This is a genomic window from uncultured Maricaulis sp., assembly GCF_947259345.1.
In the GTDB taxonomy this organism is placed as follows: domain Bacteria; phylum Pseudomonadota; class Alphaproteobacteria; order Caulobacterales; family Maricaulaceae; genus Maricaulis.
In genome coordinates, this window is sequence record NZ_CAMYLS010000018.1 from 1 (window position 1) to 23,249 (window position 23,249).

Sequence of the window (23,249 nt, forward strand, 5' to 3'; positions counted from 1 at the left end):
GCCTACATCCTCGACATCGTCCGAGCGACCCGCACGGACGGGGATGTACGCGAAGGGGCCTCGACCCGCGCCGCCGACGCGGTGGCGGCGGCCGTGCGGGCCAGCGCCGCCTTGGCCGGGCGTGATTATGCCATTCCCGATGATGTCCAGGCCCTCGTTCTGCCGGCGCTGCGCCATCGCATCCAGCTCGGTCCGACGGCGGAGATCGAGGGGCGGACACCCGATGATGTGCTGAGCGCCATTCTGACCCGGATCGAGGTGCCGCGCTGATGCGACCCACCAGGCGATTGCTTTGGGCGGCGCTGATTGCGCTCGCGGTGACCGCGCTCCTTCTGCCTTTTTCGACGCAGGATGGCAGCCTGCTGGCCATGCCGTGGCTGGTCCTCGGCTCCATCCTCGTGCTGGATCTGGCGGGCAGTGTGCGCCGTCGCCGGCGTCTTGAGCTGGAGGGGCCGAACGCAATCTTTGCCGGGCAGAGCGTGATCTTCCGCTTACACATCACGCCCGGCGCTCCGCGCGGAATGATGGCGCATTTTGATTGGCCGGAGGGCGTGCGCGGCCCGGCGGCGCTCCATGCCGGGACCGACGAGGCCGTGCTGGAATTGTCGCTGGAAGGCAGCGCGCGCGGCAACTGGCCGCTTGGCCATGTCTGGCTGAACTGGCCCTCCCGCTTCGGGCTTTTCGATTTCATTCCGCGCTCGGAACTGGCCCATTCGGTCACGGTGATGCCGGATATCCGGCCCGTAACCCAGGGCCAGATCGACCTGGCGGTTCACACCAGCCTGCATGGTCAGAAGGAGTCATTCGCCGAGGGTGAAGGGTCGGAATTCCACCAGCTGCGCGAGTATGTTCCCGGCGACAGTTTGCGGCGGGTCGACTGGAAACGCTCGGCGCGGCAACGCCGCATGCTGTCCAAGGAGACGCGGGCCGAGCGCAACCACAACATTATCATCGCGCTCGATCATGGCTATCTGATGCGTGAGACCATCGCCGGCTTGCCAAAGATTGACCACGCCATCAATGCGGCGCTGGCGACGGCTTGGGCGGCAGCGGTCGGCGGCGACCAGGTCGGCCTTTATACCTACCATGCCCGTCCGCACAGCTGGATGCCGCCGGAGCCCGGGCGCCAGATATTCCCCAAGCTGCGACGGGCGCTGGCGGCCCTGAGCTATGAAAGCGCCGAGAGCAATCCCACCCTGGCCCTCGCGACGCTGAAAACACGCCTGCGCCGACGCAGCCTGGTCATCATCTTCGCAGACTTTGTCGACACCACGACGTCTGAACTCATGGTCGAGCATCTCGGCCGCCTGTCGCGCGACCATCTGGTCATCTTTGTCGCCTTGCGCGATCCGGAGACGGAGGACATGGCGCGCGTGCCGGTGCCGTCACTGGATGCCGCCGCTGAAGCCGTGTCCGCGGCCGACCTGCTGCGCGACCGGCGGATTGTGCTCGAACGCCTCGGCCAGCTGGGCGTGATGGTGCTGGATGTCCGGCCTGACCAGCTCACACCGCGCCTGGTTTCGACTTATCTCGACCTCAAGGCGAGGGAGGTTGCATGAGCGACAGCCAGCCGATCCGCTCGAGTCGATTCCGGGCTGAACGCGAAGCCGACTGGCGCGCGCTTGAAGCGCTGGTCGAGCGGGTCGAGTCCGGCGGCGCCGGGCGGCTCGACTTCGAGGAATCGCGTGCGCTCGCAGCACTGTATCGCAAGGCAACGACATCACTCTCGGTGGCGCGCGATATCTCGCTCGACAAGAGTTTGCTGATTTATCTTGAAACGCTCGTGGCCCGGGCTTTCCTGGCTGTTTATGCGCCGCAGGAAAGCCTGTCCGGTGTGATGGGCCGCTTTTTCGGCGGATCCGCCTCGGCCGCTGTGCGGCGGTCCGGCTGGGCCATCTTGATGGCGTTCGCGGCACTCTTTCTGGGCGGTTGGGTCGCCGCGCTTCTCTTTGCGCAGGACCCGGCCTGGTTTTATACCTTCGTGCCGACCGGGCTGGCCGGTGAGCGCGGACCGGGGGCCAGCACGGAAACCCTGCGCGCCGGCTTGTTCGACACAGAGGGCAATCTGTTGGCCCAGCTGGGCGCCTTCGCGGCCTTTTTGTTCTCGCACAATACACGGGTCGCCCTGTTTTCCTTTGCGCTGGGGGTCTTCGCCTGTGTGCCTAGCCTGCTTCTGACACTCTATAACGGTCTCATCCTTGGCGCCTTCTGGGCGCTTTATGCGGACCGGGGCCTGGGGATGGAATTGTTTGGCTGGCTGTCCATTCACGGCGTGACCGAGTTGAGCGCCCTGGCGCTGGCAGCGGCGGGCGGCTTCCGCCTGGGTCTCGCCGTCCTTTTCCCCGGCGGCCTCTCCCGCAAGGACTCCTTGCGAGCCTCTTCGAAAGATGCAGTGAAACTGGCCCTGGTGGCGGCCTTGATGCTCTTTGTCGCCGGCCTTCTGGAAGGGTTTGCCCGACAGCTCATCACGGACACGACGTTGCGGATTGTGATGGGCTGGGGGATAGGCCTGCTGTGGCTCGGCTGGTTCATGCTGGCCGGGCGGAGGGCGCGGTGATGGCCCGGTTGCAGACACCTGCAGAGATGGCACGCAAACTCGAGAACGCCCGCCGCTGGTTCGAGCTGGTTCCGCCGGAAGGGGTGCCGATCCGCTTTGAGGTCGCGGGGATTGCGGCCCGCTTCGGGGCTCAGCTGCTCGACATTCTCATCACGGTCGTTGTGATGGTGTCGGTCATCCTTCTGCTCGCGGTGCTTCCCTTCACAATCGAGCCGCTTGTCACCTCACTCGCGGCCATCCTGATGCTGGTGATCCGGGCGCCCTACTACATCCTCACCGAGCTGTTCTGGAACGGGCAGACCGTCGGAAAGCGAGCGACCGGCCTGCGGGTCCTGGGTGCCGATGGGCGTGGATTGACGACGCATGCCGTCGTCGCGCGGAACCTGATGAAGGAAGTCGAAATATTCATGCCCGGCACGATGCTGATTGTGTCCGGCAGCTTGGGCACGGTGTGGAATCTGATCCTGCTGGTCTGGATCGCAATCGTTCTGATTATTCCACTCACCAATTCAAAGCGACAGCGTCTGGGTGATCTGATCGCCAACACCTATGTCACCTGTCGGCCAAAAGCCGTGCTCTTGCCGGATTTGTCGACGTCCACGCCCAGGATTGAATTCGACTTCGCGCCGGCACAGCTGGAGCATTATGGCAGTTTTGAATTGCAGACCCTGGAAAGCTTGCTGCGGAGCCGGTCGGAGACACGCCGTTCCGATCTGCGCAGGCGGGACAGCCTGGTCCAGGTCGCAGCCCAGATCCGGTACAAGATCGGCTTTGAAGAGCCGGTGCCGGACGGTCGTGCCCACGAATTCCTGCACGCCTTCTACACCGCACAGCGGGCCTTCCTGGAGCAAAAGCGAATGTTCGGGGATGTGCGTGACGACAAGCATCACCGTGACGGCGACTAGTTTTCAACGTTTACACCACCATCAGCACCACAAGGGGGATACATGACGGATACCAACCCAACACCCGGTTTCAAAGCCGAGCTCGGCGTCGGCCGAATCCTGGGCGGCACCTTCGACCTTTATTTCAAGAACTTCCCGCTCATGTTCGGGATCGTCTTCGTCCCATACCTGATCTACACGCTCCTGGTCCTGAACCCGGTCAGCGAACAATTGATGCCCAGCACGGTTGATTCAATGGCCAGCTTTACCAGCAGCCTGGCGATCGCGGCATTGTCCGGGTTTCTGGTGATCCTGCTTCAGGCCGTGGTCGTGCGCATGTCGATTTCGCTTCATACCGGACAAGGTGCCCAGCTCGGTGAAGCTGTCCGCGGCGCCGTGACCGGCTTTCTGCCTATTCTCATTCTGGGCATCATTGCCGGCATCGCGACCATGATCGGCTTTCTGCTGTTGATCGTACCGGGTCTGTACGTGTTGGCGCTGTTGTACGTCTATGTCCCGGCGATCGTGTTCGAGAAAGCCGGCTTCTCCGCGCTGGGGCGCAGCGAGGAGCTCACCAAGGGTTATCGCTGGGCTATCGTGGGCATCATACTCGTATTGGTCATTCTCAATTGGATCCTGTCCGCCATCTACTCTGCGGTGATCTTCACCAGCGTGATGGATCTCGGCGAGATCACGTCCGGTGCCTCGAATCCGGCCTCGATTGCCGCGGCAACGCCCTGGTGGCTGACCGTTGTAAGCGCCGCCTTCCAGGCTGTCGTCCTTCCGATCGGCCTGATCGCCTCAGGCCTGGTCTATGCACGCCTCCGCGAGATCAAGGAAGGCGGCTCGACCGGCGACCTGCTGAAAGTGTTCGAATAGGCGTCTGCCCGAGCGCCGGCTAGAGCACCTGCCCGTCATCAATGGTGATGGCGGTGCCGGTGATCTGGCCGGCGGCCGGGCCGGTGAGCATCAGGAGGGCGTCGTCGAGGGCGGTGATGTCCATCAGACGCTTGCGCGGCAGGCGCGCAATCTGCTTCTGGCCACCCTCGGTGGCGAACCAGTGGGCGTTGATCTCGGTCTCGATATAGCCGGGGCAGATCGCATTGACGGCGATGTGCTGGCGAGCCCACTCGCGTGCGAGGCCCTTGGTCATCGAAATGACGGCGGCCTTGGACGCGCAGTAGGCGGTCAGACCCGGCAGTACGGTCAGGCCGGCGATGGAGGCGATATTGATGATGCGGGCGTCGCGGGCGGCGGCCACACCGGAGGCCAGCATGCGCTTGGCGGCTTCGCGGGCACCGAAATAGACGGCACGCGTATTGACCGCAAAGGTCTGGTCGAAATGCTCCGGCGTGATGTCCAGGGCCATGCCTTCACCGCCAATGCCGGCATTGTTGATCATCACTGACAACGGGCCCAGCTCCGCTTCGACCCGGTCCAGCGCAGGGCCGATGGCGGCAATGTCCGTCACATCCAGCGGCAGGGCGATGGCATCAGTGCCGCTTGCGCGCAGCGTGTCGACTTCGGCTTCGAGACGGTCTGTGCGACGCGCCATGAGCGCCAGTTTCGCGCCCTTTGCGGCCAGCAGGCCGGCGAAGTGACGGCCGAGCCCGCTTGAGGCTCCCGTGATGGCGATGGTCTTGCCGGTGAGGTCGGTCATGCACGGTCTCCATTCTGTCGGCCCATCTGTCTGGCCTGTTCCGGCCAGGCTGAAAAGGGCGTGTCGTCGAGGCGGATGAAATCAGGGTCTATGTTAGGGGTAACATATGCCGTATAGAGATGACGCATAAAGGCAGATGACGCGCCTGCCCTGGCATCGGGGTGGTAGCGCACGCAGACTTCGGGGACGAGCCGTGCCGGCAATGAGCAATGAACCGCGCTATCTGGTCGCCGATATCGGCGGCACGAATGCCCGTTTCGCCATTGCGCGCGGCAGCGTCACGCGCGGCTTCGAACTCGACCAGGTGCGGCGCCTCCGGAATGAGGATTTCGAGCATTTGCGCGATGCCGCCATGGCCTATCTGGAAAGCTGTGAGGGCGATCGCCCGGACCGGGCCTGTTTCGCGGTGGCTTCGCCGATCCGGTCGGGGCGGGTCCAGCTGACCAATGCGACCTGGAGCTTCCGTCCGGACGAATTGGGTGGTGAGCTGGGCATGGCGGCCCTGATGGCCGTCAATGATTTCGAGGCTCAGGCCCGGGGCGCTCCGCTGACGCCGCCCGCCGATATTGTCGAGATCTCCGATGGTCATCCGGTCGAGGGCACGCCCATCGCCGTGCTCGGGCCAGGGACGGGGCTGGGTCTGGGACTGCTCGTGCCTGATGGGGAGACCGTGAAGGTGGTCGCCACCGAGGGCGGCCATGCCGGCTTTGCGCCGAGAACCGATCTCGAGATCGAGGTCGGCCGCGTCCTTGCCCGCGAATATGGTTTCGTCTCCTGGGAGCGCATTCTCTCCGGCCGTGGCCTGGTCAATATCCACCGTGCCCTGTGCCAGATCGACGGCGCCAGCTGGCCGGGCTACCGACCGGAAGACATCACCCGTGAAGCGCTCGCCGATCCGGAGTCGATGGGCGCCAGAGTGGTGGAGTTCTTCTGTGCCGCACTGGGCGGGTATGTCGGTGATGTCGCCGTCCTGACCGGATCGCGCGCGGGCATCTATCTGGGCGGCGGCATTCTGCCCCGCATCCGCAGTCTGCTGGAGACCAGTTGCTTCAGGGCCCGTTTTTTGGGCCGCGGCCCGATGACGCGCTATGTCTCCGATATACCCATTCGTCTCATCCAGTCGGACGGGGCCGCCTTGCGCGGTGCCGCCGCACTGGCAGAACAGGGCACTCGTCTCTCATGACCCTCATCACGCTTGAAACTCTCGTTCGCGCTGCCAGTGTTATCCCGGTCCTGACTGTCGGGGATGTGGCAAAGGCCGCGCCCCTGTCCCGCGCCCTCAAGGCCGGCGGCCTGCGTGTGGTGGAAATGACCATGCGGACCCCGGCGGCGCTCGACGTGCTCAGCGCGATGAAGGCGGCCGAGCCGGGCATGATCATCGGCATGGGGACAATCCGCACGCCGGAACAGGTCGCCGATGCGATGGCTGCCGGCGCCGACTTTCTGGTTTCCCCGGGCCTGTCGCCGGAACTCATTCCTGCGCTTTTGGGCTCCGGCCTGCCGGTTCTTCCTGGCGTGGCCACGGCCGGTGAGGCGATGAGCGCGGTCGAGGCCGGTTTCGAGGTGCTCAAATTCTTCCCGGCCGAGCAGGCGGGCGGCCGTCCCTATCTCAAATCGATCGCCGGTCCGCTGCCCGATATCCGTTTCTGCCCGACCGGCTCGATCACCCGTGAGATGGCGCCGGATTATCTGGCCCTGCCCAATGTCGTCTGTGTCGGCGGATCCTGGATCGCGACCGGGGCGATGATCGAGGCCGGTGACTGGGACGCCATCACCGGCAACGCCGCGGCGGCCGCGGCGATGAAGGCCTGACACACAGGCCCTGCTGTTCCGGGCAAGAAAAAAGCGGCGACCCGATGGGCCGCCGCTTTCTTGTTGAGCGGAGCATTGTCCGCGACTAGCCGGCTTTGATGCGCTTGTGCATCTCGTCGAAATAGTCGGTGACGTCCGGTCCCGGCTTTGCGGTTGCCTTGGACACGACATAAAGCGTGACCAGGCAGGCGATAAAGCCGGGAACGATCTCGTACATGACGCCGGACAGCTGCAGGCCGTAAATCCAGACCAGCACCGTTACCGCGCCGGCGATCATGCCGGAGATTGCGCCCAGGCGGGTCATGCCGCGCCAGAACAGGCTGACCAGGATGACCGGTCCGAAGGCGGCGCCGAAACCGGCCCAGGCATTCGACACCAGGCCGAGAATGTTGGAGTCCGGATTGAAGGCCAGTCCGATCGCGATCAGCGATACGGCGAGGACGGAGAGCCGCCCGACCAGAACCAGCTCTTTCTGGCTCGCATTGCGCCGCAGGAAGATCTTGTAGAAATCCTCCGTCAGCGAACTCGACGAGACCAGGAGTTGGGAGGAGATCGTACTCATGATCGCAGCCAGGATGGCGGCGAGCAGGAAGCCGGCGATATAGGGGTGGAAAATGACCTGGGAGAGCAGGATGAAGATCGTCTCCTGGTCACCGAGAACGACATCGCCGTCTGCAAAAGCGCCGGTGGTGTCGATCGAATCCAGGTCACTCATTGTGGTCGTGGCATCGGTCGGTGCTTCCACGACGCGGGCGACATTGAGGCCTTCCGCCGTCTGGATGCCCTGGCTCTTCACATAGGCCAGACCGGCGGCACCGGTGAGAACTGCCCCGATCACGGTGATCAGCATCCAGCTCATGCCGATACGGCGCATGATCTTGACGTCCTTCAGGGACTTCACGGCCATGAAGCGCACAATGATGTGCGGCTGGCCGAAATAGCCCAGACCCCAGGCCATGGTCGAGATGATGCCGACTATGGCGAGGCCCATGCTTTCCTGCGGGATCATGGAGAGATAGGCCTTGTCCCAACCATTGACGTCTACACTGAGCGTGCTCAGCGCGTCCACGGTCGGACCGAAGCCGCCCAGCTGCATGATGGTCACCACCGGCACCAGGATCAGCGCGATGAACATGATCACGCCCTGGACAAAGTCGGTCAGGCTGACGGCCAGGAAGCCACCGAACAGGGTATAGGCCACCACGACACCGGCGGTCAGGAAGAGGCCGACCTGGTAATTGAGGCCGAAGGAGGCGTCGAACAGCTTGCCGCCCGCAACCACGCCGGCCGAGGTATAGATCGTGAAGAAAACCACGATGACGATGGCGGAGATGACGCGAAGCAGGCGCGACTTGTCGGCAAAACGCTTCTCGAAATAGTCCGGAATCGTGATCGCGTCGTCGGCCACCTCGGTATAGACCCGCAGCCGCGGGGCCACGAGTTTGTAGTTGAAATAGGCACCGATCATCAGGCCGATCGCGATCCAGCTTTCCGAGATGCCGGTCAGCAGGATGGCGCCCGGCAAGCCCATCAGCATCCATCCGGACATGTCCGACGCGCCGGCCGAGAGTGCGGCGACGGCGGGGTGAAGCTGGCGTCCGCCCAGCATGTAGCCGGATACGTCATCCGTTGACTTGCGATAGGCGTAGAGGCCGATCGCCATCATCAGGACGAAGTAGAGCGCCAGTGAAATAAGAGCTTCAATATCCATGGACTTGCCTTGGGTTCAGCGAAACGAAAGGTGGAAGGTCGCGGTATTCGGTGCTCGGCTCAAGGGGGCGTCATTCGCCCCGCTGGCAGGGCCGGTTTCAGGGTCGGGTCTGGCCCTCGCCATGCACCAGGTATTTGAAGGAGGTGAGTTGTTCGAGGCCGACCGGGCCGCGCGCATGCATCTTGCCGGTGGCAATGCCGATCTCGGCGCCCATGCCGAATTCCCCGCCATCGGAGAATTGGGTCGAGGCGTTGTGCATGACCACCGCACTGTCGATCATCGACAGGAAGCAGGTGGCTGCGTCGAGGTCTTCGGTGACGATGGCATCCGTGTGGGCCGAGGAATGCGCGGCCACATGATTGATGCCCTCTTCGAGGTTCTTGACGATCTTCACCGACAGGCAGGCGTCGAGATACTCGGTATCCCAATCACTCTCATCGGCCGGCTTGATGCGCGGATCGATTGCGATGGACGCGTCGTCACCGCGGAACTCGCAATCACTCATGCGGTCAACGAGGCGCGGCAGGAGCTCCGCCGCGACAGCCTCGTCGACGACCAGGCTTTCCGTGGCACCGCAAATGCCCGTCCGGCGCAGTTTGGCGTTTTCGACAATGGCGACCGCCTTGTCGAGGTCTGCCGCCGCATGGACATAGGTATGGCAATTGCCGTCGAGATGAAGGAGCGTCGGCACGCGTGCCTGGTCCCGCACAAGTGAGACCAGGCCCTTGCCGCCGCGCGGAATGACCAGATCGACATATTGCGTGCATTGCAGGAGATGCTGGACCGCCGAACGGTCCGAGGTGTCGATCATCTGGACCGCATCTTCCGGCAGGTCGGCTTCACGCAGGCCCTCCTTCATGCAGTCAACGATGATGCGCGTGGAGTTCAGGCTTTCCGAACCGCCGCGCAGGATCACCGCATTGCCTGATTTGAGACAGAGCGAACCGGCATCGGCGCCGACATTCGGGCGTGATTCATAGATCATCCCGATGACGCCGAGCGGTACGGCGACGCGTTCGATGCGCAGGCCGTTCGGGCGGTCGATCTGGGCCAGGACGCGGCCAACCGGGTCGGGCAGGGTGGCGATCGACTCGATCGCATTCGCGACACCTTCGATGCGCTCGCCATCCAGCATCAGGCGGTCGATAAAGGCGGCCGGCTTGCCGGCTTCCTTGACGCTGTCGACATCGATGCGATTGGCCTCGAGCAGGTCATTCGCCCGCATCCGCAAGGCGGCTGCGGCAGCGATGAGCGCAGCATTCTTGCGTTCCGTGGACGCCGTCGCGAGTACGCGAGAGGCCTCACGGGCCTGGCGGCCGAGTTGTTCGATATAGGCTTGCATACGATCTGACATGGTTTCCTGTGGGGTTGGAGTGTTGTTCAAAAGTGCGGGACCGGCAATCAGCGAAGTTCGACCGCTCGGTCATAGGCGGCGCGGGTCGTGTCTTTGAGCAGCGCGTCCAGCAGGCCGTCACGCCGCAAGGCGTTGATGCCGGCTTCTGTCGTACCCTTCTTGCTCATCACCGAATTGCGTAGCTCGGCGACATCATCCTCCGAGCGAGCCGCCATCTCGATGGCGCCGCCGATCGTTTCCAGAACCAGGGCGCGGGCCGTCTCGCGGGAAAAGCCCAGATCTTCGGCGGCGGCGATATAGCTGCGCGCGATCTCGAAGACATAGCCCGGGCCGCTGCCGGCGACGGCGGTGAGGCGGTCGAGTTCGTCCTCGCTGTCCAGCCAGACCGCCGTGCCGGTGGTCTTGGCCAGCTGGTCGGCGAGATCGCGATGGGCCGGGCCGCAGGCGGAATTGGCGTAGAGTCCGTTCACGCTGCGTCCGATCAGGGCCGGCAGATTGGGCATGATGCGGATCACCGGCTTGTCGCCGACAACCTTGCTGATCGAGGCCGCCGAGAAGCCGGCCGCGATCGAGACGTAACAGCCGCCTTCGGCCAGAAATTCGGTATAATCCGGCAAGACGTCGGGGATTTGCTGGGGTTTGACGGCGATGATGATGGCGTCGAAGCGTCGGCCATCCAGCGCGTCCGCGCCGGAGACATGCTCGGTTCCCGGCGGCAAGGCGCGACCGCTCCGGTTCACTGTGGTGAACCGGGCCGGCATGGCGTCGAGCCAGCGGCGCAGCATGGCGCCGCCCATTTTTCCGCATCCGACCAGCAGTATGTCCATGCCCTGGCAACTCCCTAGAATGATCGCGCAGCGGCGTCATCGAGCCCTGCTCATATGAAAATGCCCGAACCGCCGGGGCGGGTCGAGCGCGTGTTGAGGCGGTATATAGCAAAAACAATTTCGAATTCAAATTATATATGCGGTCGCAAGGAGGGACCGGAATCGCACGCCCCGTATAAGAAATTACGCCTTGTGTAGCTAAGGCAAGGCCTTTGAGGGCGATTTCTTGCGGAATCCGGGGTTGATAAATTTCGAATGCTAAATATTTTGCGGCTCAGTTTTGCGCCGCACCAATCCGGCGCGTCAATCAGGAGAAACGTGTGAGCCAGCGTAAACGCATTGTCGTAAAGATCGGGTCCAGCCTGTTGGCCAATGATCGCCGGCTGACCCTTCGCTATGCCTTCTTGAACGAGCTGCTGGCGGATATCGCCCGCCTGCGCGATGAAGGTCATGATGTTGTGCTGGCCTCCTCCGGCGCGGTCGCGCTTGGCCTGAACGCAATGAAGACATCGCCGGAAGAAGCGGGCGTGCTCGACAAGCAGGCCGCTGCAGCCTGCGGCCAACCGCTTCTGCTGAACGCTTACAAGCAGGTCGCGCACGAGCACGGTTTCGACATTGCCCAGATCCTGGTGACACTTGAGGATCTCGAGGAGCGCCGCCGCTTCCTCAATACGAAGAATACGATCCAGCGTCTGTTCGAACGCGATGTGATGCCGATCGTGAACGAGAATGACACCGTCACGACCGAAGAGATCCGCGTTGGCGACAATGACCGCCTGGCCGCGAAGGTGGCCCAGATGATCCAGGCCGACCACCTCGTCATCCTGACCAGTATTGATGGCCTCTATGATCGCGACCCGTCCGACCCGGACGCGGAATTCGTCGAGACGATTGATGACGTCACCGAGTATCTCGAAGTCACCTCCGGCACGAGCTCGCTCGGCTCCGGCGGCATGCTGACCAAGATCCAGGCGGCGAACCTGGCCCAGAATGCCGGGTGCACCACCTTGATAGCCGAAGGGACCATTGATCGTCCGGTCTCGGCCGTCCTGTCCGGCGAGCGACGCCACACCAAATGCGTGGCCAAGGGGACTCCGGCTTCGTCCTGGGCCGTCTGGCTCACCAATCGCCTGCAGCGCGCTGGCAGCCTGGTGCTCAATGACGCCGCGGCCGAAGCGCTGGCGACCAGCACGAGTGGCGTGAGCCACGAGGATATCGTCAAGATCCACGGCACGTTCACCAAGGGTGACGTGCTTCACGTCTACTCGGAAAGCGGCGAGGAAGTGGCCCGTGGCCTGACCAACTTCTCCTCCGACGAAACCATGATGCTGGCCCGTCACACCGACCAGGACGTCAAGGAGCTGCTCGGTTATCACGCGCGGCCGGAAATCGTGAACCGTGACAATATGGTCATCCTCGATGCCCAGCACCTGCCATGGGATGCGCCGACCAAATCCCTGCGGCTGGTCGCCTCTTAACGCGCAGCCTGCCTGTGGTCCGAACTGAGTAAGGGTCGATCCTGCCGGGACCGGCCCCTTTCTCTGCCCGGCGCATCCTGCATCGTACCGTACCGAAAGCTGGAAATTTGGGCTGGCGCGGTCCAGACTTGTCGCCACGCACACGGATCGAGCTGAGGATGCCGCCATGGATGGGGCTGATACGTCGCAAGGCGAAAAGAAGAAGCGCCGGGACTATACGCCGGCCGAGCTGGCCGCGGGCCTGGTGCATCTGCTCGATGTCGAGGAGATCGATGTCGATCTCTATCGCGGACGGCGCAATCCGGGCGGTCGGGGCCGGGTCTTTGGCGGCCAGGTGATCGGCCAGGCGCTCAATGCCGCGGTCGGCTCGATCGATGATGCGCGCCAGGTCCACTCGCTGCACGCCTATTTCATGCGCCCGGGCGATGAGGACTTCCCCATCATCTATCGGGTCGAGCGCGATTATGACGGCGGCAGCTTCTCCAATCGCCGTGTCATTGCCATGCAGCGCGGCAAACCCATCCTCAACATGACGGCGTCTTTCCAGCGTCCGGAGAAGGGGCTGACCCACCAGGTCGATCTGGGCGATGTCGCCATGCCGGACACGCTCCCGACCGAGGTCGAGCTCCTGCGCAAGATGAAGGACCAGATCCCCGAGCCCTTCTACCGCTTCATGACCCGGCCGCGACCGATTGAGATGCGCCCGGTCGATCCCTGGTCGCCGGTCGATCCGCGCAAGCGCGACCCCCGGCGGCAGATCTGGATCCGCGCCACCGATCTGGCCAGCGACAACCAGGTCATGCATCGCGCCATCCTGGCGTTTGCCTCGGACATGGCGCTGCTGAGCACCTGCATGCAGCCGCACGGTATCAGCTGGATGACCCGCAAGATGCAGTCGGCCAGCCTCGATCACGCGGTCTGGTTCCATGACGATGTCGATATGAGTGACTGGCTGCTCTATGACACGGACAGCCCGTGGTCGGGCGGCGGTCGCGGCTTCAATCGCGGTCAGCTCTTCACGCGCGATGGCAAGCTGGTCGCTTCCACGGCCCAGGAGGGCCTGATCCGTCTGCGGGATGATTAGGCGCCGACTGCGCCGGTCGGTCGACGTCATGAAAAGGCCGCGTCGGATAATCCGGCGCGGCCTTTCCATTTGCGGAGGTCGATGTGACTACAGGACTTCGAACAGGCCGGCTGCGCCCATGCCGCCACCGACACACATGGTGATGACGACGTATTTGGCGCCCTGGCGCTTGCCCTCGATCAGGGCGTGCCCAACCATGCGGGCCCCGGACATGCCATAGGGGTGACCGATCGAGATGGCGCCGCCATTGACGTTCAGCTTGTCGGCCGGAATGCCCAGCTTGTCGGCGCAGTAGAGGACCTGGACCGCGAAGGCCTCATTGAGTTCCCAAAGGCCGATATCATCGACCTTGAGGCCGAAGCGCTCGAGCAGTTTCGGCACCGCGACGACCGGGCCAATGCCCATTTCGTCGGGCTCGGTACCACCGACGGCCATGCCCATATAGCGACCCAGCGGGGCGAGACCGCGCTTGGCGGCGAGCTCGGCTTCCATCACCACACAGGCCGAGGCGCCGTCGGAAAGCTGCGAGGCATTGCCGGCGGTGATGGTGCCGCCTTCGATGACCGCATTCAGGCCCTGCAGTCCGGCCAGCTCGGTGCTCGGGCGATTGCCCTCATCCTTCTCGAGGAAGACGTCCTGTTTGGAGGTTTCGCCGGTGGCCTTGTCGACGACGATCTTGGTCGACTTCATCGGCACGATTTCATCATCAAACTTGCCGGCATCCTGGGCCGCGGCAGTGCGCTGCTGCGACAGCAGGCCGTATTCGTCCATGCGGTCGCGCGAGATGCCATAGCGCTTGGCGACGATCTCGGCGGTCTGCAGCATGGGCATGTAGATGTCCTTGTGCATGGCCAGGAGTTCCGGGTCCGGCTGGACGCGCATTTCCTTGGTCTGGACCATGGAGATCGACTCGACGCCGCCGGCGACGACCACATCCATGCGGTCAACGATGACCTGTTTGGCCGCGGTGGCGATGGTCATCAGGCCGGAGGAGCACTGGCGATCCATCGACTGGCCGGCCACGGTGACCGGCAGCCCGGCGCGCAGGGCAGCGGTGCGGCCGATCGTGTGCTGCACGCCCTGCTGCAGGGCGGCGCCGATGATCACGTCCTGGATTTCCGCCGGATCGACCTTGGAGCGCTCGACGGCCGACGCGATGGCGTGACCGCACAGGGTCGGCGAGGGCGTGGCGTTGAAGGCGCCGCGATAGGCCTTGCCGATCGGGGTGCGGGCGGTGGAGACGATGACGGCATCACGCATGATTGTATCTCTTTGCTTTGCGGAAGGTGTGGGTTCGGGAAGGAGGTGTATGGACTGGCGGTCAGGGCTGTGGCGTGCGGTTCGGCAGCGCTTCGAAGACCCGGCTTGGGCGGATCGGTGGCGATGCTCTCATTCCGGTTTGCGCCTGTTCTCCCCTTATGCGCCGACGAATTGTGATGAAGTTTTAGTCGCCTGCACCGGTGCGGGGCAAGAGAAAACCGGACCCTTTCCTCAAATTTGGGCAGCAAGCTTCAAATTCCGGATGGTCGGTATGCAAAAGCAGCTGTTATTTCTCGCTCTTGTCGGTTTTCAAAAAACAGGTATGCTCATACCGATAATATGAAAGCATGGGGCGGAGCCGCTGAAATGGCGTGGGATTTCGAGACCGATCCAGAGTTTCAGGCCAAGCTCGACTGGATGGACACCTTCGTCCGCGACAAGGTCGAGCCCCTCATCCATCTCGGCTTTCACCCCTATGATGTCAAAAATCCCAAGCGTAATGCGCTGGTCCGTCCGCTTCAGGACGAGGTGAAGGCGAAGGGCTTGTGGGCCTGCCATCTCGGACCGGAGCTGGGCGGCAAGGGATATGGCCAGGTCAAGCTGGGCCTGATGAATGAGATTCTCGGGCGCTCGGCCTTTGCGCCGACCGTCTTTGGCTGCCAGGCGCCGGATACCGGCAATGCCGAAATCATCGCCCATTACGGTACCGAGGAACAGAAGGCCCGCTATCTCAAGCCGCTTTTGAACAACGAGATCGTTTCCGCCTTCTCGATGACCGAGCCGCAGGGCGGGTCCGACCCGCTCCTCTTTACCTGCTCGGCCGTCGAGGATGGTGATGACTGGGTGATCAATGGCGAAAAATGGTTCTCCACCAATGCCAAATGGTCGGAATTCCTGATCGTGATGGCGGTCACCGACCCGGACGGTCACCCCTATCAGCGCATGTCCATGTTCATCGTGCCGACCGACGCGCCCGGCGTCGAAATCGTACGCAATGTGGCGGTCTATGGCCAGCCGGAGGGCTCGGAAGGTTATGTCCGCTATACCGATGTGCGCGTGCCCAAGGATCATCTCCTGGGTGAGCGCGGCGGGGCGTTCGTGATTTCCCAGACCCGTCTGGGCGGTGGCCGGGTTCACCACGCCATGCGTACAGTCGGCGCCTGCAAGCGCGCGCTCGACTTGATGTGTCGCCGGGCCGTGTCGCGCAAGACCCGCGATGGCGTCATCGCCGACAAGCAGGCGGTGCAGATGCAGATCGCCGACAGCTATATCGAGCTCGAGCAGTTCCGCCTCTTCGCGCTCAAGACGGCCTGGATGATCGACAAGCACCAGGACTACAAGCTCGTCCGCAAGGACATCGCCGGCATCAAGGCCCTGATGCCCCGAGTCTACAAGGATATCGCCGGCCGGGCCCTGCACATTCACGGCTCGCTGGGCGTATCGCCGGAAATGCCCTTTGCAGCCCAGGTCATCGGCGCCTTCGTGATGGGCATCGCCGACGGGCCGACCGAGGTCCACAAGGTGACGGTCGCGCGCCAGCATCTGCGCGCCTATCGCGATGTCGAGGACCCGATCTTTCCGGACTATTCCATCCCCAATCTCAAGGCCGCCGCGCTGGAGAAATACGGCGACGCCGCCGACATCGTGCGCGAGCTGGCCGAGAGTGTGGGCGCTGATTGAGACTGGGTATTGCCCGGCCTTGTCGGGCAAAGTGACTGGGCAGACGCCAAAAGGCGCGCCCCATGGGAGGACGACATCGATGAAACGGGGCTTCACGTGTCCGTCCATCCGCAATTCCTTGTGGAGGACACATGACTGATACTGCTTCGCCGATCTCGGCGCCGCCGCTCAAATACATTTCAAAGCTTCTCTACGGCGTCGGCTCGATGGCTTACGGCGTCAAGGACGTCGCCTTCCGAGCCTACCTGCTGTGGTACTACAATTATGTGATCGGTGCCGAGGCGGCACTGGTCTCCCTGGCTATTCTGGTCGCGCTGGTCTTTGACGCCGTCTCTGACCCCATTGTCGGCCAGATTTCCGACAGTCTCCGCACCAAATGGGGGCGACGCCATCCGTTGATGTACTTGTCGGCTATTCCCGCGGCCGCCTCCTTCTTCTTCCTTTGGCACCCGCCTTCGGGAATCGCGGGGTGGGATCTGGTGATCTATCTGGCTGTCCTGTCTTCGGCCGTGCGGACATTCATCACGCTCTATGAAATTCCCAGCTCCGCGCTCGCACCGGAGCTTTCGACCCATTATGACGACCGTACCTCGATCGCCAGCTATCGGTATTTCTTCGGCTACCTGGGCGGCATCGGAATGTCGGTCCTGGCGTTGTGGATATGGCTTGCCCCGACCGAGGAATACCCGATCGGCCAGCTGAACCCCGCCGGATATTATACGTTCGGTCTGGTCGGATCGCTTCTCATGTTCGCCACTGTTATGATCTCGACCGTTGGGACACATCATCGGATCAAATATCTCCGAAAGCTGCCGCCACCGGAGCGTCGAAACCCGTTCGGGACGCTCAAGCTGATGGCGAAGACGTTTGGAAACAGGGCCTTCCTGGCGATCCTCAGCTTCGGCGTTTTGAAATACACCGCCATCGGAATGGCGTCGGCGCTGTCGCTCTATTTCGGCACGCTCTTCTGGGGATTTAATTCCGCAGAGCTGGCGATCATGGCGGCCGATCCCCTGCTCGGGGCCTTTCTTGCGCTGATCTTCGCGCCAATCATTTCGAAGCGCATTGGCAAACGAGCCGCGGCCTTTGTGCTCACCATTGCCGCCATCCTCTTCGGTATTACGCCTTTCATCCTGCGCCTGAATGGCTTGTTCTTTGACGACGGTGACCCCGCGCTGCTGCCGACTCTCTTCGTCATCCAGGCGATTTATTCGGCCTGTGGCATTTCGTCGGCCATCCTTGTTCATGCGATGATCGGAGACGTCATTGACGATAGTGACCTGAAAACGGGTCGCCGCGCGGAAGGCCTGTTCTATGCGGCCAATTCCTTTATGCAGAAATGCGTGACGGGTTTTGGCCTCATGGCGGCGGGTATCCTTCTTACCATTGTCGATTTGCCGGAGCGCGCCCAGCCCGCCGATGTCGATCCGGCTTCGGTGGACATGTTGGCCATTCTCTACGTGCCCAGCGTTGCCTTCCTCTATATCGCAGGCGCTCTCTTCCTGCATTTCTATCGCCTGGACCGGGCCAGCCATGAAGCCAACCTCGCAGCTCTGAAGCTTCGTGAAGAGGGGGCTCCTCACACCCAACCGGGCGCGAAATGATCAATATCGCCAATCACTCACAGGAGCTCGCATGAGCCTGCGTAACGCCGCTTGTATTGCCGGCGCTTTTGAACACCCGACCCGGCTGGCGCCGGACATGACCACACCGCAGCTGCATGCCGAGTGTGCGGCCGGGGCGCTGGCCGATGCCGGTCTGTCGCTGAGGGATGTTGATGGCTACTTCTGTGCCACCGATGCGCCCGGCTTCGGGCCGATCTCGATGATCGATTATCTCGGCCTGACTGTGCGGCACACGGATTCCACCGAGATGGGCGGCTGTACCTATATCCAGCATGTCGCCCATGCCGCCCAGGCCATCGCCGCGGGCAAGTGTTCGGTGGCGCTGATCACCCTGGCCGGTCGGCCGCGCTCGGAAGCCGTGCAACGCTTCCGGCCCGGCGCGCCGGAGGCTGCTTTCGAGCAATGGGTCGGTCTGACCAATCATACCAGCTACGGCATGTGTGCGGCGCGTCACATGCACGAACACGGCACCACGTCGGAACAGCTGGCCTGGATCAAGGTCGCTGCGTCTCACCATGCCCAGCACAATCCCCACGCCATGCTGCCCAAAGTGGTCACGGTCGAGGATGTCGTGAACAGTCCGATGATTGCCGACCCGCTGCACCGGCTTGATTGCTGTGTGACGACGGATGGCGGCGGCGCGCTGGTCGTGGTCTCGCCGGAAATCGCAAAAACGCTGAACCGGCCGGTGATCTCTCTGCTTGGGGCCGGGGAGGCGACCAAGGGGCCGGCCGGGGGTCTCGGTCTCGACCTGACCGTCTCTGCGGCGGCGCAATCCGGTCCGCGCGCTTTTGAGGAAGCCGGCGTGACGCCAGCCGACATCAAATACGCCTCCATCTATGACAGCTTCACCATCACGGTCCTCTTGCAGCTGGAAGATCTGGGTTTCTGCGCCAAGGGCAAGGGCGGGAAATTCGTTGCCGACGGCAATCTGATCTCCGGCACCGGCAAGCTGCCCTTCAACACGGATGGCGGCGGGCTTTGCAACAACCATCCCATGTTCCGCGGCGGCATCACCAAGGTGATCGAGGCCGTCCGGCAATTGCGCGGCGAGGCGGCGCCTGCCGTCCAGGTGTCCAATTGCGATCTCGCGGTCGCCACCGGCATTGGCGGTTCGCTCGGTGCCCGGCACGGCGCCGCCACCATCATCCTGGAGCGTCAGTCATGAGTGCGCGCAAGCTTCCCGCCCCGCAGCCCAATCCGGAAACGCAAGCCTTCTGGGACGGGCTGGGCGAGGGCGTCCTTCGTATCAAGACCTGTGAGGCTTGTGGCAAGGCTCACTATTACCCGCGCCATATCTGCCCGCATTGCGGATCAGCCGAGACGCGTTGGCTCGACACCCGGGGCGAGGGCGAGATTTACAGCCTGTCGGTCATGCGGCGCGGCGACGGCGCTCCCTTTGCGGTGGCCTATGTCACGCTCGATGAGGGCCCGGCCCTGCTGACCAATCTGGTCGCGGATGATCTGGATGCCCTGGCCATCGGCCAGCGTGTCCGGCTGGCACCGCAGGCCCGCGACGCGGAAGCGATCGGGGATGGACCATCCCTGCCCTTTTTCACCCCCAGTGGAGATTGATCATGGCGACAACCGAAATGACACGCCCCGACTCGACGGCGGAGGATTTCCGCGCCGAGGCCGCGGCCTGGCTCGCGGACAATTTCCCGCAATCCCTCGTCGGCAAAGAAAACCTGCTGGCGGCGGTCGAAGGGGATTCGAAACCGGACCCGGAAGCGGCGGCCTGGAAAAAGGCCATGGGCGAGAAGGGCTGGGGCACGCCGACCTGGCCGAAAGCCTATGGCGGTGGCGGTCTTGATGCCAAACAGGCGCGTATCCTTCAGGAGGAGATGGCCCGGATCAATGCCTGGAACCCGATCGGTGGCATGGGCGTGATGATGCTTGGGCCGACGCTTCTCGAGTTCGCCTCCGAGGAACAGAAGCAGCGCTATATTCCGCCGATCTGTCGTGGCGAGATTCGCTGGTGCCAGGGCTATTCCGAGCCGGGTGCCGGCTCCGACCTCGCCAGCTTGCAGACCAAGTGCGAGGACAAGGGGGATCACTGGCTGATCAATGGCCAGAAGACCTGGACCTCGGGCGGGCAATGGGCCGACTGGTGCTTCGCCCTGGTGCGCACTGACACAACCAGGAAGCATGAGGGGATTTCCTTCATCCTGCTGGACATGAAGTCGCCGGGGGTCGAGGTGAAGCCGATCCGGATGATCTCCGGCGCCTCGCCCTTCTGCGAGACCTTCTTCACTGATGTGAAAGTGCCGAAGGACCAGATCGTCGGCGAGATCGGCAATGGCTGGACGATCGGCAAGCGCCTGCTCCAGCACGAACGCACCAATCTGTCCGGCGGTGGCCGGATGGGGCGCGGAGCCGGGCCGACGCTCGCCGATATCGCCAAGAAATATGTTGGTGTGGATGAGCAGGGCCGGATCGCCGACGCCGATCTGCGCGGCCGTATCATCAAGCATGACATGGAGGCGCGCGCCTTCCAGGCGACGGCGCGCCGGGTGACCGCCGAGGCGAAGAGCGGCGAGGTCTCGCTGGCCTCGTCCATCCTGAAGAATGTCGGTGCCCGCATCACCCAGGAACGCGCCGAGCTGACCCTGGAAATCATGGGCATGCAGGGTCTGGGCTGGGAAGGCGAGGGGTTCCATCCGCTCGAACTCGGTTCTACCCGCGGCTGGCTCTGGGGCAAGGCGGTGTCGATTTATGGCGGCACCACCGAAATCCAGAACAATGTCATCGCCAAGCGCATCCTCGGGATGCTGGACCATCAATAGGACGGGGGAGCAAAGGCTATGGCCGTTTTGAACGAAGAACAGACCATGCTGCGCGACATGGCGCGCGATTGGGCCCGCAAGGAATCGCCTGTGAAGGCCTATCGCAAGGTGCGCGATACCGGCGCCGCGATCGGCTTTGACCCGCAGGCGTTCGCCAAGATGGCGGAGATGGGCTGGACCGGGGTGATCATTCCGGAAGCCTATGGCGGCTCGGATTTTGGCTATCTCAGCCTGGGTCTCGTGCTCGAGGAGTGCGCGCGAACGCTGACCGCGAGCCCGCTCAACGCCTCCTCGCTGGCGGCGACAAGCGCGCTGCTTCTGGGTGGGTCCGACGAGCAGAAATCAGCCTGGCTGCCCGGCATTGCCAGCGGCGAGACGATTGCCGCCCTGGCGGTGGATGAAGGTCCGCGGCACGCACCGGACCTGATCAAGGCGCGCGCGGAGGCATCGGGCGATGGCTGGACGCTGAGCGCGGAGAAGTGCTTTGTCGCTGAAGGCGATGCGGCCAATCTTCTGGTCGTGGCGGCGCAGTATGAGGGCGGGGTCGGCCTCTTCCTGGTGCCGGCCGAGGCGTCCGGTGTCACGGTTTCGACCCGCAAGCTGATCGATTTCCGCTCTCATGCCGCGATCACGCTGGACCAGGTCTCACTGCCCGCCCACGCGCGGCTTGAGGCGGGCGGCGATGATCTGCTGGATCAGGTGCTCGACCGCGCCCGGGCCGGTGTCGCCGCGGAGATGCTCGGCCTTGCCGTGCAGGCCTTCGAGGACACGCTGGCCTATCTCAAGACGCGCTCGCAATTCGGCGAAATCCTGTCGCGCTTTCAGGCACTGCAGCACCGCATGGCCAATCTCTTCACCGAGATCGAGCTGATGAGGTCCGTCGTCGAAGGGGCGCTCGAGGCCATTGATGCCGAGCGGGATGATGTGCCGGTCCGCGTGGCCCTCGCCAAGGCAAGGGCCTGCCAGACCCTGCATCTCGTTTCGCGCGAGCTGATCCAGCTGCATGGCGGGATCGGCATGACCGACGAGCATGATGCCGGCTTCTATCTCAAGCGGGCGCGCATTCTCGAGGCCCAGTATGGAAACGGGGCCTTCCATCGCGAACGCTTTGCCCGATTGAACGACTATTGAGTGACGCGCCCATCCCGCCTTCACCCGCCGGCCAGCCTGTGACCGGCGTGGTGGAGGACGTGATGACGCCAGAGGGGCGAGAGCAGATCTACAGCGACTACGTCGAGGGTAATCTGCGGCGCAATTATATCGCCCACTTCACCCATGGCATGCTGGGCATGACCGGGTTTCGGCTGATTTTCGCGCCGACTTTCGTCCCCGCCTATCTGCACATGCTGACCGGTTCGCCGATTTTTGTCGGTCTGGGCCAGGCCTTGATCCAGCTTGGCGCGATCGCATCTCCGGTGATGGGCGCGGCCCATATCGAGCATCGCCGCCGGGTCATGCCGGCGGCGATGACGATCGGCATCCTTATGCGGCTTCAGCTGCTGGGTCTGGCCGTTGCCGGCTGGTTCCTGACCGGCTCCGTCCTGATCACGGCAACCTTTCTTTTCCTGCTCTTCTTCGGCTTCTTCCTGGGCTCCCAGCGTGTCGCCTTCCAGGTCCTGCTGTCGAAGGTGATCCCGATCCGTATGCGGGGGCGATTGCAGGCCTGGCGCAATATTGCCGGCGGGGCCATCGCGGCGGCCCTGTCCTGGTGGGCGGGGGTGCATCTCATCGAGACCAATGCGCTGGGCAATGGCTATGCGACGACCTTCATGGTTGCCTTTGTGCTGACCAGTCTGGGCCTGGGCGCGCTCTGGCTCTTCCTGCGCGAGCCGGAAAGTCCGACCGTAAAGGTCCAGATGGGCGTGATGGCAAGGGTGCGTGAATTCCCGCAATTGCTCGTCGACCGGGATTACCGCAATTTCCTGATCGCCCAGATGCTGGCCACGGCCGGGCGGATCGTCATCCCCTTTTGCATCATCTATGCGGGGCGCAAGCTGGAGGTTGACGGGGCGATGATCGGCCTGCTCTCTCTGGCTTTCCTGGGCGCCGACACCATCACCAATCTGCTCTGGGGCACGCTGGGGGACCGCTATGGTTTCCGGCTCACCTTCATCCTGACCGTCGCGACCTGGGCGCTGTCCCTGTTCGGCATGATCTTCGCCCAGGAAACCTGGCATTTCCTGTTGGCCTTCTTCGGCCTGGGGGCGGCGGCGTCCGGCTACATGATGAGCTCGACCACGCTGGTGCTGGAGTTTGGAAATCGCGACGATATCCCGATGCGGCTGGCGCTTTCGACCACGGTTGAAACCAGTATGGCGACAATCGGCCCGGTGGTCGGCGGCGTTGTTGCCAGCATGGCGGGTCTGCTGCCGGTCTTTGTGATTTCGCTGATCAGCCTGGTCGCCAGTTTGCTCGTTCTAGTTTCCGCAGTACGCGAACCGCGTCACCTTAAGGCGGCAAGTCATGATGCAGTGCAGCGTCGAAATCGCCAATTATAACTTGTGAAACGCCGTCTATCTCCTTGACTAGTC

20 protein-coding genes and 1 pseudogene are annotated in these 23,249 nt (G+C 63.2%); 16 read left to right on the top strand and 5 right to left on the bottom strand.

All coding sequences use genetic code 11. The features are described 5' to 3' along the window. The 5 genes and pseudogenes from Q0X62_RS08025 to Q0X62_RS08045 all read left to right on the top strand — a co-directional run. Nucleotides 1-270 (top strand): annotated as a pseudogene (locus Q0X62_RS08025) (magnesium chelatase); the annotation flags it as partial. Continuing rightward, nucleotides 270-1,559, top strand: a complete 1,290-nt coding sequence (locus tag Q0X62_RS08030) for a DUF58 domain-containing protein (protein WP_297733792.1) — start codon at nucleotides 270-272, stop codon at nucleotides 1,557-1,559. The pseudogene Q0X62_RS08025 and the gene Q0X62_RS08030, both read left to right, overlap by 1 nt. Continuing rightward, nucleotides 1,556-2,557, top strand: a complete 1,002-nt coding sequence (locus Q0X62_RS08035; protein WP_297733795.1) for a stage II sporulation protein M — start codon at nucleotides 1,556-1,558, stop codon at nucleotides 2,555-2,557. Before Q0X62_RS08030 ends, Q0X62_RS08035 begins: the two co-directional genes overlap by 4 nt. 26 nt (nucleotides 2,558-2,583) lie before the next feature. Next, nucleotides 2,584-3,462, top strand: coding sequence for an RDD family protein (locus tag Q0X62_RS08040; protein WP_297733797.1), 879 nt, complete (start codon nucleotides 2,584-2,586; stop codon nucleotides 3,460-3,462). Nucleotides 3,463-3,504: 42 nt separating this feature from the next. Next, complete coding sequence (locus Q0X62_RS08045) at nucleotides 3,505-4,320, top strand: hypothetical protein (RefSeq protein ID WP_297733800.1); 816 nt, start codon at nucleotides 3,505-3,507, stop codon at nucleotides 4,318-4,320. Nucleotides 4,321-4,339: 19 nt separating this feature from the next. Here the strand turns inward: Q0X62_RS08045 and Q0X62_RS08050 are convergent, their stop codons facing one another. Next, complete coding sequence (locus tag Q0X62_RS08050) at nucleotides 4,340-5,101, bottom strand: SDR family NAD(P)-dependent oxidoreductase (RefSeq protein WP_297733803.1); 762 nt, start codon at nucleotides 5,099-5,101, stop codon at nucleotides 4,340-4,342. A 202-nt stretch (nucleotides 5,102-5,303) separates the two neighbouring features. On the opposite strand from Q0X62_RS08050, the gene glk reads away from it, so the two are divergent. Next, a complete protein-coding gene (gene glk, locus Q0X62_RS08055) occupies nucleotides 5,304-6,284 on the top strand; it encodes a glucokinase (protein ID WP_297733806.1) in 981 nt (326 codons plus the stop codon). Beyond that, complete coding sequence (eda, locus tag Q0X62_RS08060; protein ID WP_297733809.1) at nucleotides 6,281-6,913, top strand: bifunctional 4-hydroxy-2-oxoglutarate aldolase/2-dehydro-3-deoxy-phosphogluconate aldolase; 633 nt, start codon at nucleotides 6,281-6,283, stop codon at nucleotides 6,911-6,913. The genes glk and eda overlap by 4 nt, the downstream gene beginning before the upstream one ends. 85 nt (nucleotides 6,914-6,998) lie before the next feature. On the opposite strand, the gene Q0X62_RS08065 is transcribed toward eda, so the two are convergent. The 3 genes from Q0X62_RS08065 to Q0X62_RS08075 all read right to left on the bottom strand — a co-directional run bounded on the left by Q0X62_RS08065 (nucleotide 6,999) and on the right by Q0X62_RS08075 (nucleotide 10,805). Continuing rightward, nucleotides 6,999-8,624 (bottom strand): sodium/solute symporter, encoded by a 1,626-nt coding sequence (locus Q0X62_RS08065; protein ID WP_297733812.1) that lies wholly within the window; start codon nucleotides 8,622-8,624, stop codon nucleotides 6,999-7,001. A gap of 97 nt (nucleotides 8,625-8,721) precedes the next feature. Then, nucleotides 8,722-9,978 carry a glutamate-5-semialdehyde dehydrogenase gene (locus Q0X62_RS08070; protein WP_297733815.1) on the bottom strand — a complete coding sequence of 419 codons (1,257 nt, stop codon included), beginning with the start codon at nucleotides 9,976-9,978 and terminating at the stop codon, nucleotides 8,722-8,724. Nucleotides 9,979-10,025: 47 nt separating this feature from the next. Further along, on the bottom strand, nucleotides 10,026-10,805 hold the full coding sequence (locus Q0X62_RS08075) for a pyrroline-5-carboxylate reductase (protein ID WP_297733818.1): 780 nt from the start codon (nucleotides 10,803-10,805) through the stop codon (nucleotides 10,026-10,028). 320 nt (nucleotides 10,806-11,125) lie between these two features. Between Q0X62_RS08075 and proB the strand changes: the two genes are divergently transcribed. Then, nucleotides 11,126-12,283, top strand: a complete 1,158-nt coding sequence (gene proB / locus Q0X62_RS08080) for a glutamate 5-kinase (protein ID WP_297733821.1) — start codon at nucleotides 11,126-11,128, stop codon at nucleotides 12,281-12,283. Nucleotides 12,284-12,449: 166 nt separating this feature from the next. Continuing rightward, nucleotides 12,450-13,367 carry an acyl-CoA thioesterase II gene (locus tag Q0X62_RS08085; protein ID WP_297733824.1) on the top strand — a complete coding sequence of 306 codons (918 nt, stop codon included), beginning with the start codon at nucleotides 12,450-12,452 and terminating at the stop codon, nucleotides 13,365-13,367. 87 nt (nucleotides 13,368-13,454) lie between these two features. Here Q0X62_RS08085 and Q0X62_RS08090 read toward each other — a convergent pair whose 3' ends face one another. Further along, a complete protein-coding gene (locus Q0X62_RS08090; protein WP_297733827.1) occupies nucleotides 13,455-14,627 on the bottom strand; it encodes an acetyl-CoA C-acyltransferase in 1,173 nt (390 codons plus the stop codon). Nucleotides 14,628-14,993: 366 nt separating this feature from the next. Here Q0X62_RS08090 and Q0X62_RS08095 point away from each other — a divergent pair, with 366 nt between their 5' ends. The 7 genes from Q0X62_RS08095 to Q0X62_RS08125 all read left to right on the top strand — a co-directional run bounded on the left by Q0X62_RS08095 (nucleotide 14,994) and on the right by Q0X62_RS08125 (nucleotide 23,216). Further along, entirely contained in the window at nucleotides 14,994-16,307 is a 1,314-nt protein-coding gene (locus Q0X62_RS08095; RefSeq protein ID WP_297733829.1) for an acyl-CoA dehydrogenase family protein, read from the top strand. Nucleotides 16,308-16,438: 131 nt separating this feature from the next. Continuing rightward, nucleotides 16,439-17,911, top strand: coding sequence for an MFS transporter (locus tag Q0X62_RS08100; RefSeq protein WP_297733832.1), 1,473 nt, complete (start codon nucleotides 16,439-16,441; stop codon nucleotides 17,909-17,911). Nucleotides 17,912-17,942: 31 nt separating this feature from the next. Beyond that, a complete protein-coding gene (locus Q0X62_RS08105; RefSeq protein ID WP_297733834.1) occupies nucleotides 17,943-19,100 on the top strand; it encodes a thiolase domain-containing protein in 1,158 nt (385 codons plus the stop codon). Continuing rightward, nucleotides 19,097-19,507, top strand: a complete 411-nt coding sequence (locus Q0X62_RS08110) for an OB-fold domain-containing protein (RefSeq protein WP_297733837.1) — start codon at nucleotides 19,097-19,099, stop codon at nucleotides 19,505-19,507. The genes Q0X62_RS08105 and Q0X62_RS08110 overlap by 4 nt, the downstream gene beginning before the upstream one ends. A 2-nt stretch (nucleotides 19,508-19,509) precedes the next feature. After that, nucleotides 19,510-20,718 carry an acyl-CoA dehydrogenase family protein gene (locus tag Q0X62_RS08115; RefSeq protein WP_297733840.1) on the top strand — a complete coding sequence of 403 codons (1,209 nt, stop codon included), beginning with the start codon at nucleotides 19,510-19,512 and terminating at the stop codon, nucleotides 20,716-20,718. An 18-nt stretch (nucleotides 20,719-20,736) separates the two neighbouring features. Further along, nucleotides 20,737-21,849, top strand: coding sequence for an acyl-CoA dehydrogenase (locus tag Q0X62_RS08120; RefSeq protein ID WP_297733843.1), 1,113 nt, complete (start codon nucleotides 20,737-20,739; stop codon nucleotides 21,847-21,849). Then, complete coding sequence (locus Q0X62_RS08125) at nucleotides 21,846-23,216, top strand: MFS transporter (protein WP_297733846.1); 1,371 nt, start codon at nucleotides 21,846-21,848, stop codon at nucleotides 23,214-23,216. Before Q0X62_RS08120 ends, Q0X62_RS08125 begins: the two co-directional genes overlap by 4 nt. The last annotated feature ends 33 nt before the right edge of the window (nucleotides 23,217-23,249 follow it).

Bases quoted from the DNA above. Each gene is read 5' to 3' on its own strand.
- Q0X62_RS08030 (WP_297733792.1), top strand. From the start codon at position 270: ATGCGACCCACCAGGCGATTGCTTTGGGCGGCGCTGATTGCGCTCGCG.
- Q0X62_RS08035 (WP_297733795.1), top strand. From the start codon at position 1,556: ATGAGCGACAGCCAGCCGATCCGCTCGAGTCGATTCCGGGCTGAACGC.
- Q0X62_RS08040 (WP_297733797.1), top strand. From the start codon at position 2,584: ATGGCACGCAAACTCGAGAACGCCCGCCGCTGGTTCGAGCTGGTTCCG.
- Q0X62_RS08045 (WP_297733800.1), top strand. From the start codon at position 3,505: ATGACGGATACCAACCCAACACCCGGTTTCAAAGCCGAGCTCGGCGTC.
- Q0X62_RS08050 (WP_297733803.1), bottom strand. From the start codon at position 5,101: ATGACCGACCTCACCGGCAAGACCATCGCCATCACGGGAGCCTCAAGC.
- glk (WP_297733806.1), top strand. From the start codon at position 5,304: ATGAGCAATGAACCGCGCTATCTGGTCGCCGATATCGGCGGCACGAAT.
- eda (WP_297733809.1), top strand. From the start codon at position 6,281: ATGACCCTCATCACGCTTGAAACTCTCGTTCGCGCTGCCAGTGTTATC.
- Q0X62_RS08065 (WP_297733812.1), bottom strand. From the start codon at position 8,624: ATGGATATTGAAGCTCTTATTTCACTGGCGCTCTACTTCGTCCTGATG.
- Q0X62_RS08070 (WP_297733815.1), bottom strand. From the start codon at position 9,978: ATGTCAGATCGTATGCAAGCCTATATCGAACAACTCGGCCGCCAGGCC.
- Q0X62_RS08075 (WP_297733818.1), bottom strand. From the start codon at position 10,805: ATGGACATACTGCTGGTCGGATGCGGAAAAATGGGCGGCGCCATGCTG.
- Q0X62_RS08085 (WP_297733824.1), top strand. From the start codon at position 12,450: ATGGATGGGGCTGATACGTCGCAAGGCGAAAAGAAGAAGCGCCGGGAC.
- Q0X62_RS08090 (WP_297733827.1), bottom strand. From the start codon at position 14,627: ATGCGTGATGCCGTCATCGTCTCCACCGCCCGCACCCCGATCGGCAAG.
- Q0X62_RS08095 (WP_297733829.1), top strand. From the start codon at position 14,994: ATGGCGTGGGATTTCGAGACCGATCCAGAGTTTCAGGCCAAGCTCGAC.
- Q0X62_RS08100 (WP_297733832.1), top strand. From the start codon at position 16,439: ATGACTGATACTGCTTCGCCGATCTCGGCGCCGCCGCTCAAATACATT.
- Q0X62_RS08105 (WP_297733834.1), top strand. From the start codon at position 17,943: ATGAGCCTGCGTAACGCCGCTTGTATTGCCGGCGCTTTTGAACACCCG.
- Q0X62_RS08110 (WP_297733837.1), top strand. From the start codon at position 19,097: ATGAGTGCGCGCAAGCTTCCCGCCCCGCAGCCCAATCCGGAAACGCAA.
- Q0X62_RS08115 (WP_297733840.1), top strand. From the start codon at position 19,510: ATGGCGACAACCGAAATGACACGCCCCGACTCGACGGCGGAGGATTTC.
- Q0X62_RS08120 (WP_297733843.1), top strand. From the start codon at position 20,737: ATGGCCGTTTTGAACGAAGAACAGACCATGCTGCGCGACATGGCGCGC.